The sequence below is a fragment of the Pseudomonas sp. LAMO17WK12:I1 genome, from assembly GCF_900177315.1.
Taxonomy (GTDB): domain Bacteria; phylum Pseudomonadota; class Gammaproteobacteria; order Pseudomonadales; family Pseudomonadaceae; genus Aquipseudomonas; species Aquipseudomonas marginalis.
The window spans coordinates 485,953-503,279 of the sequence record NZ_FWZV01000001.1; the positions used below are offsets into that span (position 1 = coordinate 485,953).

At 63.4% G+C, this 17,327-nt stretch carries 13 protein-coding genes; 11 read left to right on the forward strand and 2 right to left on the reverse strand.

Translation table 11 applies throughout. The annotated features are described in order from the left end of the window. The first annotated feature begins 344 nt into the window (after positions 1-344). From B9N88_RS02130 to B9N88_RS02180, 11 genes are all read left to right on the forward strand, one after another. Positions 345-626 (forward strand): peptidylprolyl isomerase, encoded by a 282-nt coding sequence (locus B9N88_RS02130; protein ID WP_003208024.1) that lies wholly within the window; start codon positions 345-347, stop codon positions 624-626. A 130-nt stretch (positions 627-756) separates the two neighbouring features. Next, entirely contained in the window at positions 757-2,616 is a 1,860-nt protein-coding gene (locus tag B9N88_RS02135) for an extracellular solute-binding protein (protein WP_027608618.1), read from the forward strand. Then, entirely contained in the window at positions 2,616-3,677 is a 1,062-nt protein-coding gene (locus B9N88_RS02140) for a microcin C ABC transporter permease YejB (protein ID WP_027608619.1), read from the forward strand. Before B9N88_RS02135 ends, B9N88_RS02140 begins: the two co-directional genes overlap by 1 nt. Beyond that, a complete protein-coding gene (locus tag B9N88_RS02145) occupies positions 3,677-4,699 on the forward strand; it encodes an ABC transporter permease (RefSeq protein ID WP_027608620.1) in 1,023 nt (340 codons plus the stop codon). Before B9N88_RS02140 ends, B9N88_RS02145 begins: the two co-directional genes overlap by 1 nt. A 10-nt stretch (positions 4,700-4,709) precedes the next feature. After that, positions 4,710-6,284, forward strand: coding sequence for an ABC transporter ATP-binding protein (locus B9N88_RS02150; RefSeq protein WP_027608621.1), 1,575 nt, complete (start codon positions 4,710-4,712; stop codon positions 6,282-6,284). Continuing rightward, positions 6,281-7,672, forward strand: coding sequence for a sigma-54 interaction domain-containing protein (locus B9N88_RS02155; protein WP_027608622.1), 1,392 nt, complete (start codon positions 6,281-6,283; stop codon positions 7,670-7,672). Before B9N88_RS02150 ends, B9N88_RS02155 begins: the two co-directional genes overlap by 4 nt. A gap of 293 nt (positions 7,673-7,965) precedes the next feature. Beyond that, positions 7,966-9,357 carry a GntP family permease gene (locus B9N88_RS02160; RefSeq protein ID WP_027608623.1) on the forward strand — a complete coding sequence of 464 codons (1,392 nt, stop codon included), beginning with the start codon at positions 7,966-7,968 and terminating at the stop codon, positions 9,355-9,357. Between the two features lie 7 nt (positions 9,358-9,364). Continuing rightward, entirely contained in the window at positions 9,365-10,138 is a 774-nt protein-coding gene (locus tag B9N88_RS02165; protein ID WP_027608624.1) for a 3-hydroxybutyrate dehydrogenase, read from the forward strand. Between the two features lie 61 nt (positions 10,139-10,199). After that, entirely contained in the window at positions 10,200-12,158 is a 1,959-nt protein-coding gene (locus tag B9N88_RS02170; protein ID WP_027608625.1) for an acetoacetate--CoA ligase, read from the forward strand. Positions 12,159-12,292: 134 nt separating this feature from the next. Beyond that, positions 12,293-14,800, forward strand: a complete 2,508-nt coding sequence (locus B9N88_RS02175; protein ID WP_027608626.1) for a PAS domain-containing hybrid sensor histidine kinase/response regulator — start codon at positions 12,293-12,295, stop codon at positions 14,798-14,800. A 31-nt stretch (positions 14,801-14,831) separates the two neighbouring features. Beyond that, positions 14,832-15,107 carry a peptidylprolyl isomerase gene (locus B9N88_RS02180; protein ID WP_010564624.1) on the forward strand — a complete coding sequence of 92 codons (276 nt, stop codon included), beginning with the start codon at positions 14,832-14,834 and terminating at the stop codon, positions 15,105-15,107. A gap of 81 nt (positions 15,108-15,188) precedes the next feature. Here B9N88_RS02180 and B9N88_RS02185 read toward each other — a convergent pair whose 3' ends face one another. Together B9N88_RS02185 and B9N88_RS02190 are read right to left on the reverse strand one after the other, a co-directional pair. Next, on the reverse strand, positions 15,189-16,100 hold the full coding sequence (locus B9N88_RS02185) for a sugar kinase (protein ID WP_027608627.1): 912 nt from the start codon (positions 16,098-16,100) through the stop codon (positions 15,189-15,191). A gap of 10 nt (positions 16,101-16,110) precedes the next feature. After that, positions 16,111-17,319: an amino acid deaminase gene (locus B9N88_RS02190; RefSeq protein WP_027608628.1), complete on the reverse strand. Its 1,209-nt coding sequence runs from the start codon at positions 17,317-17,319 to the stop codon at positions 16,111-16,113. Positions 17,320-17,327 lie beyond the last annotated feature (8 nt).

The window sequence follows — 17,327 nt, forward strand, 5'->3', positions numbered from 1 at the left end:
AGTGTTGGGGCAAGAGCCCTTTGCTTACTTTGGGGCTTTTCCAAAGTGAGCCGCCGTAAGGGCGGAACCCTAGGTGGCCGTTACCGCAGCAACGGATATGTACTCGGTCTGATCCCAAATCCTGGTCGGCCATCAGGCCGCCATCGGGAGCAAGTCGAATCGTCGCACCGCCCCTCCCACATGTGATCTCTATGCATCAGGTAGATACCAGCCTGCTCTGGGTCTCACTCCATCACGCCAATACCCAAGCCCAACGCCCCAACCTGAACCCCAGCGGAACTTTGCCAGGAAATAACCGCCTGAATCCGGTACGCTCACCGTTTTTACTCAAGGAGTTAATCCCCATGGCCAAAGCCACCGCCCGTCACATCCTCGTTGCCACTGAAGACAAGTGCAACGAACTCAAGGCCCAAATCGAAGGCGGCGCCGATTTCGCAGAAGTCGCCAAAGCCAACTCCAGCTGCCCATCCAGCCGCCAGGGCGGTGACTTGGGTTCGTTCGGTCCAGGCCAGATGGTCAAGGAATTCGACACCGTCGTCTTCAGCGCCCCGGTCAACACCGTGCAAGGCCCGGTAAAAACCCAGTTCGGCTACCACCTGCTGGAAGTCACCAGCCGCCAGGACTGATCCCGTCCGCGCTGCTGCTTGAAACAACGGCCCGCCTCTTGGTGGGCCGTTGTGCATGTGACGACTGGCGACGCTGATGCCGTTAGCGTACAAATCCTTATTCTTCTTCACCCGGCGTTCAAGGCTGACAATGCGATTGGCTTTTTCCAGACTGTTCAGTACCTCCCTGGCCCTGCTGCTGGCCAGCAGCGCCGTGATCGCGGCGCCCCAACCGTCCATGACCGTGTACGGCGAACCGGCCAAGTATCCCGCCGGTTTCAGCCATTTCGACTACGCCAACCCCAACGCCCCCAAGGGCGGCAGCCTGCGGCGCTCGGCGCTGGAGATCGGGCGTTTCGACCATGTGCTGCCGTATATCGACAAAGGCATCGGCGTCTCCCAGGTCGACGGCTGGTTGTATGCGCCCCTGGCCCTGCGTTCCCTGGATGAGCCCTATACGGTGTATGGCCTGGTGGCCGAGAAGATGGAACGCGCGGAGGACGGCCTGTCCCTGCGCTTCTTCCTCAACCCCAAGGCGCGCTTTGCCGATGGCAAGCCGATCACCGCCGAAGACGTGCGCTACAGCTTCAACCTGCTGATGACCCAAGGCAGCCTGCGCTTTCGCACGCTGTTCGCCGACGTCAAGCACGTCGAAGTCGAAGGCCCGCGCCAGGTCCGTTTTGATTTCTCCAGCAATGAAAACCGCACCCTGCCCCTGGATGTCGCCACCCTGCCGGTGTTTCCCGAGCACTGGTGGAAAACCCGCGACTTCGCCAACGGCGGTGGCTACGAAGCCCCACTGGGCAGCGGCCCGTACAAGGTCGGCAAGATCGACTCGGGCAGCACCATCACCTTTACCCGCGACCCCGACTGGTGGGGCAAGGACCTGCCCGTCAGCCGCGGCCTGTACAACTTCGATCACCTGAGCCTGGAGTACTTCGGTGACACCGAAGTGGCCCGCCAGGTACTGCGCGGTGGCGCCTACGACTTCAACCGTGAGTTTTCCGCCACCGGCTATTCCATCGGCTACAACGGCCCGGCCCTGGACGATGGCCGCCTGCAACGTGCGCACCTGGCCAAGGACATGCCGCAACCGGCCCAGGGTTATGTGTTCAACGTGCAAAAACCGATGTTCAAGGACCGTCGCGTGCGCCAGGCCCTGGCGATGCTGTGGGACTTCGAATGGGCCAACCGGCAGATGATGCGCAACCTGTACATCCGCCAGCAAAGCTACTTCTCCAACAGCCCGTTGGCCGCCACCCAGCTGCCCACCCCGGAAGAACTGGCGATTCTGGAACCCTTGCGCGGGCAGATTCCCGACGAGGTATTCACCCAGGTGTTCAAGGCCCCGGTCACCGATGGCAGCGGCATGATCCGCGACAAACAGCTGCAAGCCCTGGCGCTGCTGGAAGAAGCCGGCTGGAAGCCAGACGGCGACAAACTGGTCAACGCCGAGGGCGAGCCGCTGGAGTTCACCTTCCTCAATGCCCAGAACGGGCTGGAACGCCTGCTGTTGCCGTACAAACGCAACCTCGCACAGATCGGCATTACCTTGAACATCCGCCGCATCGATTCTTCGCAATACGTCAACCGCCTGATGGCCCGCGACTACGACATGATCGTCACCGGCTTCCCGGTCACCACCTCGCCCGGCATGGAGCTGTACAACTACTTCGGCTCGACCGCCGCATTCGATCCGGGCGCCAACAACTACATGGTGCTCAAGGACCCGGCCGTCGACAGCCTGATCAAGGGCCTGGTCAAGGCCGACACCCAGGCGCAGATGCTTACCTATGCCCATGCCTTGGACCGGGTGCTGCAATGGAATTACCTGTGGATCCCCAATTACTACCCGCCCGGCACCTCCGCCGCGTGGTGGAACCGCTTCGGCCGCCCGGCCATCGAGGCCAGGAATGATGAAGCCCTGGAAACCTGGTGGGAAATCAGCCCTACCCCGCTGACCAATGAACAAATGAATACCGAGTTGAAAAAACGCGCGGGAGCTCGCTGATGTTTGCCTATATCGTGCGGCGCCTGCTGCTGATCATCCCGACGCTGGTGATCATCCTGCTGGTCAACTTCGTGATCGTCCAGGCCGCCCCCGGCGGACCGGTGGAACAAGCCATCGCCCACTTGCAGGGCATCGGCGGCGGCGCGGTCGGCGGCTCATCCGGCGACGGTGTCAGCAGCGGCTCCCGTGCCAGCCGCGGGCTGGACCCGAAACTGATCAAGGACATCGAAAAACAATACGGCTTCGACAAGCCCGCGCCGGAACGCCTGTGGCTGATGCTCAAGAGCTACGCCCAGCTGGATTTCGGCAACAGCTTCTTTCGCGGCGCCACCGTGATCGACCTGATCCTGGAAAAAATGCCGGTGACCATTTCCCTCGGCCTGTGGGCCACGCTGATCACCTACCTGGTGTCGATCCCCCTGGGCATTCGCAAGGCGGTGCGCCATGGCAGCAGCTTTGATGTGTGGAGCAGCACCGCCATCGTGATTGGCTACGCGATGCCGGCGTTCCTGTTCGCGATGTTCCTGATCGTGGTGTTCGCCGGAGGCACGTCATTGAACTGGTTCCCGGTGCGCGGGCTGGTCTCGGAAAACTTCGCCGAGCTGAGCACCGTGGGCAAGATCGCCGACTACTTCTGGCACCTGGTGTTGCCCGTCAGCGCACTGGTGATCGGCGGGTTCGCCACCCTGACCATCCTGACCAAAAACTCGTTCCTCAATGAAATCACGCGCCAGTACGTAGTGACCGCCCGCGCCAAGGGCCTGAGCGAACGGCGGGTGCTGTACGGCCATGTGTTTCGCAACGCCATGCTGCTGGTGATCTCGGGGATTCCCCAGGCGTTCATCAGCGTGTTCTTTGCCGGTTCGCTGTTGATCGAGGTGATTTTCTCCCTCGATGGCCTCGGCCGCATGAGCTACGAAGCGGCCGTGTCCCGGGACTACCCGGTGGTGTTTGGCTCGCTGTTTATCTTCACCTTGTTCGGCCTGCTGATAAAACTGATCGGCGACCTCTGCTACACCCTGGTGGACCCGCGTATCGACTTCGCCGCGAGGAACGCCTGATGCTTAACCTGTCTCCCGTGGCCCGTCGACGTTTCGAACGCTTCAAGAAAAACCGTCGTGGCTGGTGGTCGCTGTGGCTGTTTATCGGGCTGTTTATCCTGACCCTGGGCGGCGAGTTGATCGCCAACGACAAGCCCTTGGTGCTCAGCTACAAGCACGAGCTGTATTTCCCGGCATTCAAGCGCTACACCGAGCAGCAGTTCGGCGGACAACTGCCGTTCCAGGCCGATTACCGCAGTGACTACGTGCAAAAGCTGATCAAGCAGGACGGCGGCTGGATGCTGTTCCCGCCGGTCCCGTTCAGCGACGACACGCCCAACTACGAACTGACCCGCCCGGCCCCCAGCCCGCCCTCGACGGTGAACTGGCTGGGTACCGATGACCAGTCGCGGGATGTATTGGCGCGGGTGATCTTCGGCGCGCGGGTGTCGATTCTGTTTGCCCTGGCACTCACCGCGATCAGCGCCACCATCGGCATCGCCGCCGGGGCCTTGCAAGGCTATTACGGTGGCTGGGTGGACTTGCTCGGCCAACGCATTCTTGAAGTGTGGTCCGGGCTGCCGGTGCTGTACCTGCTGATCATCCTGTCGGGGTTTGTCGAGCCGAACTTCTGGTGGTTGCTGGGGATCATGGCGCTGTTTTCCTGGCTGGCCCTGGTGGATGTGGTGCGCGCCGAGTTCCTGCGCGGGCGCAACCTGGAGTACGTCAAGGCCGCACGGGCCCTGGGCCTGGGCGACGGCAAGATCATTCGCCGGCACATCCTGCCCAACGCCATGACCGCCACCTTGAGCTACCTGCCGTTCATCCTCACCGGGGCGATTTCCACCCTGAGCGCCTTGGACTTCCTCGGTTTCGGCATGCCTGCGGGCAGTGCGTCATTGGGCGAGCTGATTGCCCAGGGCAAGCAGAACCTGCAAGCGCCGTGGCTGGGCCTGACGGCGTTTTTCACCTTGGCGCTGATCCTGTCGCTGCTGGTCTTTATCGGCGAGGCATTACGTGATGCCTTCGACCCACGTTCATGAGTGACTGCGTATGAACCTGATCGAAATCCGCGACCTCAGCGTCGCCTTCAGCGGCCAGACCGTGGTACGCAACCTGAGCCTGGACGTCCGTCCCGGCGAGTGCCTGGCGCTGGTGGGTGAGTCCGGCTCCGGCAAGTCGGTGACGGCGCACTCAATCTTGCAACTGTTGCCCGAAGCCGGCACCGACACCCGTGGCTCCGTGAAATATCGCGGCCAGGAACTGGTCGGCGCCTCGGCATCGACCTTGCAGAAACTGCGCGGCAACCGCATTGCGATGATCTTCCAGGAGCCGATGACCTCCCTCAACCCGCTGCACAGCATCGAAAAACAGATCGGCGAAACCTTGCTGCTGCACAAGGGCCTGGGCGGCAAGGCGGCGCAGGCGCGCATCCTCGAGTTGCTGCAGTTGGTGGGCATCCAGAAACCACAGGAACGCCTCAAGGCCTATCCGCACCAACTCTCCGGGGGCCAGCGCCAACGGGTGATGATCGCCATGGCCCTGGCCTGTGAGCCGGAGCTGTTGATCGCCGACGAGCCCACCACCGCCCTTGACGTGACCGTGCAGCGCAAGATCCTGCTGCTGCTCAAGTCCCTGCAACACCGCCTGGGCATGTCGCTGCTGCTGATCAGCCATGACCTCAACCTGGTGCGCAGCATTGCCCAGCGGGTGTGCGTGATGCGTGCCGGCGAGATTGTCGAGCAGGCTGACTGCGAGACCTTGTTCACGGCCCCCCAACACCCCTACAGCCGCCTGCTGCTGGACGCCGAGCCGTCCGGCGATGTGCTGTGCAGCGAGCCACGGGAGACCGTGCTGGACGTGCACGACCTGAGCGTGCAATTCCCCCTGGGCGGCGGTCTGTTCCGGCGCAAGACCTACCTGCGCGCGGTGGATGGCATCAGCCTCAGCGTGCAGCGCGGCAAGACCCTGGGGATTGTCGGCGAGTCCGGTTCGGGCAAGTCCACCCTCGGCCAGGCGATCCTGCGCCTGCTGGATTCCACCGGCAGCATCCGCTTCCAGGGCGAGGCCCTCGACCCGCTCAACCACAAGCAGATGCGCCCGTGGCGCAAGCAGATGCAAGTGGTCTTCCAAGACCCCTACGGCAGCCTCAGCCCGCGCATGTCGGTGCAGCAGATCATCAGCGAAGGCCTGGAGGTGCATGCGCCGTGCAGCCTGGCCGACCGCGATGCGCAAGTGATCCAGGTGCTCAAGGACGTGGGCCTCGACCCCGCCAGTCGCCATCGCTTCCCCCATGAATTCTCCGGCGGCCAGCGCCAACGCATCGCCATCGCCCGCGCGCTGGTGCTCAAGCCGGCGTTGATGCTGTTGGACGAACCTACCTCAGCCCTCGACCGCACCGTACAGAAGCAGGTCGTAGCGTTGCTGCGTGAATTGCAGGAAAAGTACGGCCTGACCTACCTGTTTATCAGCCATGACCTCGCCGTGGTGCGCGCCATGGCCCATGACATGATCGTGATCAAGGACGGCAAGGTGGTCGAGCGCGGGCCGAGCCATGACGTTTTCGAAGCGCCGCAGCACCCGTATACCAAGGAACTCCTGGCGGCGGCCGGCGGGCTGTCGTCATGAGTACCAGCCTGACGGACTACCAACAGGTTCGCGGCCTGGCGATCCAGTCGCTGTTCGAGATCATCGAGCAGTCCAGCGAAGGCACGGTGATTGTCGACCGCGACGCCAATATCGTCTGGATGAACGAGCGCTACGCCAAGCGCTTCGGCCTCAAGAGTGCCGATGAAGCCATCGGCCAGCCGTGCGAGCAGGTGATTTCCAACAGCCTGTTGCGCCAGGTGGTGCGCACCGACCGGCCGATTCTGCTGGACATCCAGGACACCCCCAAAGGCCCTTTGGTGGTGATGCGCCTGCCGATCCACAACGATGCCGGTGCAGTGATCGGTGCGATTGGTTTTGCCTTGTTCGATGAGCTGCGCAACCTGTCGCCGCTGATCGAGCGCTACCTGAGCATGCAGCAGGAACTGGCCTCCACCCGCTCGTTGCTGCGCTCACGCCAGAGCAAGTACAACTTCGCGCACTTTATCGGCACCAGCGCCGCCAGCCTGGAAGTCAAACGCCGTGCCCGGCGCAGCGCAAGCGCCGAATCGCCGGTGCTGCTGCTGGGCGAGACCGGCACCGGCAAGGAATTGCTCGCCCAGGCGATCCACGGCGCCTCACCGCGGGCGCACAAGGCGTTTGTCAGCATCAACAGCGCGGCGATTCCCCATGACCTGCTGGAAGCCGAGTTCTTCGGCACCGCGCCGGGCGCCTTTACCGGTGCAGATCGCAAGGGCCGTCCGGGCAAGTTCCAGATTGCCCAGGGCGGCACGCTGTTCCTCGATGAAATCGGCGATATGCCGCTGCCGCTGCAAAGCAAGCTGCTGCGGGTGTTGCAGGAAAAGGAATTCGAACCGGTGGGTTCCAACGAAATGCTGCACAGCGATGTGCGGGTGATCGCGGCCACCTCCATGGACCTGGAAGCGGCGATCAAGCGCGGTGAGTTCCGTGCGGACCTGTATTACCGCCTGAACGTATTGCCGATCCAGGTGCCGCCGCTGCGTGAGCGGCTGGAGGACATTCCGGCGCTGAGCGAAGCGATCCTCGAGGAACTGCGCAGCCAGCATGAACTGGACCGCGAGGCCCTGGCGCTGTTGGCACAGCATGCGTGGCCGGGGAACATCCGCGAACTGCGCAACGTGCTGGAGCGCGCGGCGTTGCTGAGCGATGACCTGGTGTTGAACGCTGGGGACATTCGTGCGGCGATTGGCACGTTCAGCCCGGTGACGCGCGGCGCGGTGGACACGGCTGAAGGTGAGACGTTTGCGGCGGCGCGGGAGCGGTTTGATCGGCAGGTGATTGCGGCGGCGCTCGAGGCGTGTGACGGGAATGTGGTGGAGGCGGCCAAGCGATTGGGGCTGGGGCGATCGACGTTGTACAAGAAGATGGTGGCACTGGGTATCGCCTAGTCTCAAAATAGAGACCAAATTCTCCATACAAAGACATTCCCTGTGGGAGGGGGCTTGCCCCCGATAGCATTAGGTCAGTCAACACATATGCTGGCTGATGCACCGCTATCGGGGGCAAGCCCCCTCCCACATTTGATCTTCATTTGTCTCCAAATAGAGACAGCATTCAAAAACACTCGAAAGAAATTAAAAAATATCCATATATTTCAATAACTTGAAAATATGGCACACATCTCGCTATAGCCCTCCCCACTGCTTCACCCACAACAATAACAATCCGATGGAGACACACCATGAGTGTGATCATTGCCCTGGCAGCGCTCGCGTTGCTGATGCTGGCTGCCTACCGTGGCTATAGCGTTATCCTGTTTGCCCCCATCGCCGCCCTCGGCGCCGTGCTGCTCACCGACCCGTCCGCCGTCGCCCCTGCCTTTACCGGGGTGTTCATGGAGAAAATGGTCGGCTTTATCAAACTGTATTTCCCGGTATTCCTGCTCGGTGCGGTGTTCGGCAAGCTGATCGAGCTGTCGGGTTTCTCGCGCTCTATCGTGGCGGCGGCGATCCGTTTGCTCGGCACGCGCCAGGCGATGCTGGTGATCGTGCTGGTCTGCGCCCTGCTCACCTATGGTGGCGTGTCGCTGTTTGTGGTGGTGTTTGCGGTGTACCCGTTTGCGGCGGAGATGTTCCGCCAGAGCAATATCCCCAAGCGCCTGATCCCGGCGACCATCGCCCTCGGTGCGTTCTCGTTCACCATGGACGCCCTGCCCGGCACGCCGCAGATCCAGAACATCATCCCCAGCACCTTCTTCAACACCACCGCCTGGGCGGCGCCGTGGCTGGGGCTGATCGGCACGATTTTCGTGTTCTGCGCCGGCATGCTCTACCTGGCGCGCCAGCGCAACAAGGCCCAGCGCGCCGGTGAAGGCTACGGCACCGAGCTGCGCAACGAGCCGGAAACCGCCGAAAACCTCACGCTGCCCAACCCGTGGATCGCGCTGTCGCCGCTGATCCTGGTGGGCGTGATGAACCTGCTGTTCACCCACTGGATCCCACAGTGGTATGGCAAGACCCACAGCCTCAGCCTGCCGGGCATGAGCGCGCCGGTGACCACTGAAATCGCCAAGCTCACTGCGATCTGGGCGGTGCAGGCGGCGTTGCTGGTGGGCATCATCATGGTGCTGGTATTCGGCTGGTCGGCGATCAAAAGTAAGCTCGCCGACGGCAGCAAGAGCGCGGTCAGCGGCGCATTGCTGGCGGCGATGAACACCGCTTCCGAATATGGTTTCGGCGCGGTGATCGCTTCGCTGCCGGGCTTCCTGGTGCTGGCGGACTGGCTCAAGGGCATCCCCAACCCGCTGGTCAACGAAGCGATTACCGTGACCCTGCTGGCCGGTATCACCGGATCCGCGTCCGGTGGCATGAGCATCGCCCTGGCGGCCATGTCCGAGAGCTTTATTGCGGCGGCCCATGCGGCCAATATTCCCCTTGAAGTGCTGCACCGGGTCGCGGCCATGGCCAGCGGCGGCATGGACACCCTGCCCCACAACGGCGCGGTGATCACCCTGCTGGCGGTGACCGGCCTGACCCACCGCGAAGCCTACAAGGACATTTTCGGCATCACGATCATCAAGACCCTCGCGGTGTTCGTGGTGATCGGTACTTTCTACGCCACCGGCATTGTGTGAGGTTTTCATGACGAGATTGAACGGCAAGACCGCCCTGGTCACCGGTTCCACCAGCGGCATCGGCCTGGGTATCGCCCTGAGCCTGGCCAAGGCCGGTGCCAACCTGATCCTCAACGGCTTCGGCGACGCCAGCGCGGTGGTCGCCCAGGTGCAGGCGTTTGGCGGCAAGGTCGGCCATCACCCGGCGGACGTCAGCGACCCGGCGCAGATTGCCGACATGCTGACCTACGCCGAGCGTGAGTTCGGCGGTGTCGACATCCTGGTGAACAACGCCGGCATCCAGCATGTGGCGGCGGTGGAGGACTTCCCGGTGGAACGCTGGGACGCGATCATCGCGATCAACCTGTCCTCGGTGTTCCACAGCACGCGCTTGAGCCTGCCGGGCATGAAGGCCAAGGGCTGGGGGCGTATCGTCAACATCGCCTCGGTGCACGGCCAGGTCGGCTCGGTGGGCAAGGCCGCTTATGTGGCAGCCAAGCACGGCGTGATCGGCTTGACCAAGGTGGTGGGCCTGGAGACCGCCACCAGCAACGTGACCTGCAACGCGATCTGCCCCGGCTGGGTGCTGACGCCGCTGGTGCAGAAGCAGATTGATGATCGCGTGGCCAACGGCGTCGATCCGCAGCAGGCGCAACATGATCTGCTGGCGGAGAAACAGCCGTCCCTGGAGTTCGTGACGCCGTCGCAGCTGGGAGAGCTGGTGCTGTTCTTGTGCAGCGAGGCCGGTGCCCAGGTGCGGGGGGCGGCGTGGAACATTGATGGCGGCTGGCTGGCCCAATAAGGCCAGACACATTAGAACGCTATAGTTTGGAAAACCTGCATAAGAACAAGAGACCGTGCTGATGTCCGAAATCCTCTGGCAACCTTCCCCCGAACGCATCCGCACCACGCGAATGGACCAGTTCCGGCGCTTTATCAATGATCGCCACGGCGTGCAGCTCAGCGACTATCCGGCCCTGCACCAGTGGAGCATCGACCAGCGCCCGGACTTCTGGCAGGCGATCGTCACGTTCTTCGATGTGCAGTTTCGCAGCCCGCCCAGTGCAGTGCTGATCGAAGACGTCGAGATGCCCAGCGCCCAGTGGTTTCCCGGCGCGACCCTGAATTTTGCCGAACACCTGTTGCGCCGCCGCGACGATCACCCGGCGGTGGTCGCGATCAGCGAAGACGGCCAGCGCGAACAACTGACCTACGCCGAACTGGCCGCCCACGTCGCCGGCCTGCAGGACAGCCTGCGGGCGGCCGGTGTCGGCCGCGGTGACCGGGTCGCCGCCTGCATGCCCAACACCTGGCAAACCCTGGTCGGCATGCTGGCCACCACCAGCCTCGGCGCGATCTGGTCATGCTCCTCGCCAGACTTCGGCACCCAAGGCGTCATCGACCGCTTCGGCCAGATCGAGCCCAAGGTGCTGATCACCTGCGCCGGCTACCGCTACGCCGGTAAAACCATCGACCAAAGCGTCAAGCTCAATGAAATCCTCGAACGCCTGCCGTCCCTGGAACAATTGATCATCGTCCCGTATGTACGGCCCCAGGCCTGCGTCGAGGACTATCAGACCCAGGCCCGCGTCGCCCTGTGGAACGACTTCTACCAACCCGGCGGCGAGCCTGTGTTCGTCGCAGTGCCGTTCGACCATCCGCTGTACATCCTCTACTCCAGCGGCACCACCGGCGTGCCCAAATGCATCATCCATGGCACCGGCGGCGTGCTGCTCACCCACCTCAAGGAACACGGCCTGCACGCGGATATCTCCCGCGAGGATTGCCTGTTCTACTACACCACCTGCGGCTGGATGATGTGGAACTGGCTGGTCTCGGTGCTGGCGATCGGGGCCACGGCGGTGCTGTATGACGGCTCGCCGTTTCACCCCGGCCCGGAACGCTTGATCGACCTGATCGACGCGGAAAAGATCAGCGTGTTCGGCACCAGCCCCAAGTTCCTCGCCACCCTGGAAAAGGCCGGGCTGCAACCGCGCCTGAGCCACGACCTGGGCAGCCTCAAGGGCCTGATTTCGACCGGCTCGCCCTTGTCGCCCCAGAGCTACGACTACGTGTACCGCGAGATCAAGGCCGAGTTGTGCCTGTCCTCGATGTCCGGCGGCACCGATATCGTCTCCTGCTTTGTGATCGGCAATCCGGTGTTGCCGGTGCGGCGCGGAGAAATGCAGTGCAAGAGCCTGGCCATGGCCATCGAGGTGTGGGACGACCAGGGCCAACCGTTGGTCGGGGAAAAAGGCGAGCTGGTGTGCACCCGGCACTTCCCGGCGATGCCCATCGGCTTGTGGAACGACCCGCACCAGAAGAAGCTGCGCGCCTCGTATTTCAGCCAGTTTCCCGGCGTGTGGGCCCAGGGCGACTACGCCGAGCAACGCCCCAACGGCAGCCTGCTGATTCACGGCCGCTCCGACGCAGTGCTCAACCCCGGCGGCGTGCGCATCGGCACCGCGGAGATTTATCGCCAGGTGGAAAAAGTCCCGCAGGTGCTGGAAAGCCTGGCCATCGGCCAACGCTGGCAGGACGATGTGCGGGTGGTGCTGTTTGTGCGCCTGGATGACGGCATCGAACTGGATGAGGCCCTGGCGCAGCAGATCCGCCAGGTGATCCGCGCCAACACCACGCCGCGCCATGTGCCGGCGAAGATCCTCGCCGTCAGCGATATCCCCCGCACCATCAGCGGCAAGATCGTCGAACTGGCGGTGCGCAACGTGGTGCACGGCGAGCCGGTGAAGAATACCGACGCACTGGCCAACCCGCAGGCCCTGGAGCAATTTCGCGACCGCCCCGAACTGGCGGAAAGATGAAAGGTTTCAGCCCTGCCGCACTCATTTGAAGACAAACCCTCAATGCATGCTATTTTTCGAGGGTAGTCACCCATCGGTGTCCCACGGGATAATGGGTGTTGTCATTTTTCAAAGCGTTACGCTCAGGGCTTTTTATGAAGGGAACAACCACCGGCAGCGAAGCCGCTGCATTGATTGCGCGGCTGGACTGGGCGCACAGCCCCCTCGGTGAGGCCAATGATTGGCCGCAAAGCCTGCGCACAGCCGTGGACATCGTCATCCACTCTCCGATGCCGATGCTCCTGCTGTGGGGCAGCGAACTCACCCAACTCTACAACGACGGCTTCGCCCTGCTGGCGGGCAATAAACACCCGGACGCCATGGGCCAGCCGGCGCACCAGACCTGGCCGGAACTCGAAAGCTTCACTGCGCCGATCTACGACGCCGTGCTGACCGGCCAGGTGCGCACCTTCAGCGAGCAGCGTTTTGTCCTGCAACGCAACAATCGCGACACCGAAATCTGGCTGGACCTGACCTACAGCCCGATCCGCGATGAAAGCGCCAATGTGGCCGGCATCCTGGTCACGGCCATCGAAACCAACGAACGGCGCAAGGCCCAGCACAACACCGAACAACGCCTGCAACTGGCCCTGGCCGCCACCGATGCGGTGGGCACCTGGGACTGGGACATTGGCGAAGACCGCTTTATCGCCGACGCGCACTTCGCCTACCTGCACGGGGTTGATCCAAGCGACGCCAGCCGGTTGCCGATCAGCGACTACCTGCAAGGCGTACATCCCGAAGACCGCGGCATGGTGGCGCGCAGCATCAAGCATTGCATCACCTACGGCACTGAATACGCCGAGGAATATCGCCTGCAACAGGCCGACGGCCAGGTGCGCTGGGTGTTCGCCCGGGGGCGTTGCTACAAGGATCATCAAGGCCGCCCCGCGCGCTTCCTCGGCGCGGCACTGGACCTCACCGAGCGCAAAAATACCGAGCAGGCCCTGCGCCAGAGCCAGACCGAACTGCAGTTGATCATCAACGCCATGCCGGTGCTGATCGGCTACGTCGACCACGAGCAGCGTTTTCGCCTGAACAACAGTGCCTACCTCGACTGGTACGGCCTGACGCCCCAGGAGCTGTACGGCAAGACCATCCGCGAAGTGCTCGGCGACGATGTGTACGCCGGGCGCGAGGACAAGATCGCCGCTGCGCTCAGGGGCAAGGCCTGCAGTTTCATGACCGTCACCCCCCATCGCGATGGCCGCCCGCGCCATGCGTTGATGAAATACCTGCCACGCTTCAGCAATGACGGCTCGGTGAACGGTTTCTACATCTTTGTCATCGATGAAACCGAACGCAAACTCACCGAAGAAGCCCTGCGCCACCTCAACGAGAACCTCGAGGAGCGCGTGGCCCAGCGCACCCAGGCGCTGGCCGAAGCCAACGAACGCCTGCAAAACGAGATGTTCGAGCGCGAGCGCGCCGAAGATGCCCTGCGCCATGCGCAGAAGATGGAAGCGGTGGGCCAGCTCACCGGCGGTATCGCCCACGACTTCAATAATATGCTCACCGGCATCATCGGCAGCCTGGACCTGATGCAGCGCTACATCGCCGCCGGGCGCAGCGACGAGATCGGCCGCTTTACCGACGCCGCCGTGTCCTCGGCCCATCGCGCGGCCGCCCTCACCCACCGTCTGCTGGCGTTTTCACGGCGCCAGTCGCTGGACCTTCGCCCGCTGGATCCGAACCAGTTGGTAGCGTCCCTGGAGGAGCTGTTCCAGCGCACCAAGGGCGCGCATATCACGCTCAAGGTGCAACTGGGCCGCGACATCTGGCCGGTCAACACCGACGCCAGCCAACTGGAAAACGCCCTGCTCAACCTGGTAATCAACGCACGCGACGCCATGCCCGATGGCGGCGAACTGCTGATCGAAACCGCCAACAGCTACCTGGACGGCACCGATATCACCACCCTCGAACCGGTCAGGGCCGGCGACTATGTGATGCTCGGCGTGTGTGACAACGGCAGCGGCATGGCACCGAAGATTCTCGCCAAGGCGTTCGACCCGTTCTTCACCACCAAGCCCATCGGCCAGGGCACTGGCCTGGGGCTGTCGATGATCTATGGGTTTGCCCAGCAGTCCGGTGGCCACGTGACCATCCAGAGCGAACCGGGCCAGGGCACTTGCGTGCGCCTGTACCTGCCGCGCCTGCACGGCACCTCCCTGGAAAGCAGCCAGCCCGCCCATCCGGGCGAAGTCCCGCTGGCCCTTGCCGGCGAAGCGGTGGTGGTGGTCGAGGATGACCCGGCGGTGCGCATGCTGGTGGTCAATGTGCTCGACGAGCTGGGTTATACCGCGCACCAGGCGGCGGATGCGCGTGCGGCGCTGCCGTTGCTGGAGTCGGACTTGCGCGTGGACCTGCTGGTGACAGACGTCGGCCTGCCCGGCATGAACGGCCGCCAACTGGCGGAGATCGCCCGCCAGCATCGGCCGGGGCTCAAGGTGCTGTTCATGACCGGCTACGCGGAGAAAGCCGCCGAACGCCAGGGCTTCCTGGAGGACGGCATGGACATGGTCGCCAAGCCGTTTTCCATCGACCTGCTGGCGACCAAAATCCGCAGCATGATCAGCGTCGATGATTCAGTTCAGGCATAATCGCGCGCCGTCGCACACCTGGTAGAGACCGATGAAAGCCCAAGCCCGCCATATCCTGGTGAAAACCAGCGAAGAAGCCGAACAGCTCAAGCAGCGCATTGCCAAGGGCGAAGCCTTTGATGTGCTGGCCAAGAAGTACTCCACGTGCCCGTCCGGCAAGCGCGGCGGCGACTTGGGTGAAGTGCGGCCGGGGCAGATGGTCGGGGTGATCGATGCGGTGATCTTCAAGAAACCGGTGAAGGTGGTGCACGGGCCGATCAAGAGCAAGTTCGGGTATCACCTGGTGCAGGTGTTTTACCGGGATTGAGGCTTTGGCTTAAGACCGCTATCGGGGGCAAGCCCCCTCCCACAGGGGTTTGCTCCCGATCCGCCGCAGGCGGCCATTCATCTACTCCCTGGGGATCAGCGCCCCCGGCACCTGGATAACCCGGCTCGCCAATCGATGCCCGGCCAAAGCAGCCTCCTGGGGCGAACCGCCCTTGAGCCGACTGGCCAGGTACGCCGCACTGAACGAATCCCCCGCCGCCGTAGTGTCCACCACCTTCTCCACCTTCAGCGCCGGCACGGCAAGGCGCTCACCGTCGCAACGGATCAAACACGCATCCGCACCGCGCTTGAGCACCACTTCCGCAATCGCCGGGTACGCCGCGAATACCTGTTCGCTGTCGGCATAACCAAACAACGCGCGTTCGTCATCCTCGGTCAGCAAGGCGATATCCACCTCGGCCAGTACGCTGCGATAAGCCTCGCGGGCAACGTCCACCGTGGCCCAGAGCCGTGGCCGGTAGTTGTTGTCAAACACCACTGCGCCGCCACGTCGGCGGGTTTCGATCAGCACTTCGAGCAGGCGCTGGCGCCCGACTTCACCCAGCACCGCCAGGGTAATGCCGCTGAAATACACCACTTTGTAGTCCGGCAATGCCGCCAGGATCGGCGCAGCCGCCGGCGTGGTAAAGCAGTCGCGCACGGCCGCTTCGTTGCGCCAGTAGAGGAATTTGCGCTCGCCGTTGGCATCGGTCTGGATGCAGTACAAGCCGGGCAAACGCCCGGGCAGGCGCTGGACCCGCTCCAGGCCCAAGCCTTCTTCGGCCCAGTGCGCACACATGGCGTCGCTGAAGCTGTCATCGCCCAAGGCGGTGACATAGTCCACCGTGCCGATATCCCCCAGCTCACGGCGCAGGTACACCGCCGCGTTCAGGGTGTCGCCGCCGAAGCTCTGTTGCAGGCTGCCGTCGGCGCGGTGTTGCAATTCGATCATGCATTCGCCGATCAGGGCGATGCGGGGGTGGGTGGTGGTCATGGCTTTACACTCAGAAACGGGTTTCCAGGGACTCGATCACCCGCAACTGCTCATCCACCAGGCAGCCGACCTGCCACTTGTCGAAGGTCAGGCAAGGGTGCGAGGTGCCGAAGGAAATGATGTCGCCGATGCGCAGCTCGACACCTGCCGCAACGGTCATGAAGGCGTGCTGGTCCATCACGGCGGTGACGGTGCAGGCGCTCACATCATCGCCTTCCGCCGGCAGGATCCCGGCGCGATAGCGTTTAAGCGGCACCGGTAAACCGGCGTCGTAGGCCACGTCGCGCTTGCCCAGGGCGATCACCGCAAAGCCCGGCTCAGGCAACGATTGCACATGGGCCCAGACTTCCAGGGCCGGGCGCAGGCCTTCCTGGAGGTCGCCGCGGCGGTCGAGCACGCAGCATTGCGCCTCTTTGTAGATGCCATGGTCGTGGGCCACGTAGCTGCCGGGGCGCAATACGCTGAGGAAACGGCCGGCGGCGTTTTGGGTTTCGAAGGACTCGGCGATCAGGTCGTACCAGGCCGACCCAGACGCCGTGATAATGGGCTTGGGCAGGTCGAAGGCCCCATTGTTTTGCAGGTCCACGGCCAGGCGCACCAGGCTCGCGGCGAAGTCGCGGATGCCATTGATGGCGTGCTCGCCGTGGATCACCCCTTCGTAGCCTTCGATACCGGTGAGGGCCAGGGCCGGCTGGGCCTTGATCGCCTTGGCCAGGTCGCGCACTTCCTGCTCGCTGCGACAACCGCAACGGCCGCCGACCACGCCGTATTCGATCATCACGTTCAGGCGCAGGCCACGGGCGGCGAAGAACAGGCCCAGGTCGGCGACGTTGTCCGGGTGGTCGACCATGCAGTGGAAGTCAAAATCCTTGTCGGCCAGCAGGTCGGCGATCAACGCCATGTTCGGTGCGCCCACCAACTGGTTGGCCATCAGCACCCGGCGCACGCCACCGGCATAGGCGGCGCGGGTCTGCACCGCGTTGGCCAGGGTGATGCCCCAGGCGCCCGCGGCAAGCTGGCGCTGGAACAATGCCGGCATCATGCTGGTCTTGCCGTGGGGCGCCAGTTCCGCGCCGCTGTTGCTGACGAAATCCTGCATCCAGCGAATGTTGTGTTCCAGGGCGTCGCGGTGCAGCACCAGGGCGGGCAGGCTGACGTCACGGACCAGGTGGGCACCGACGGCGGCGGCGCCCTTTTCAACGGCATTGATGGCTGACATGGAAAACT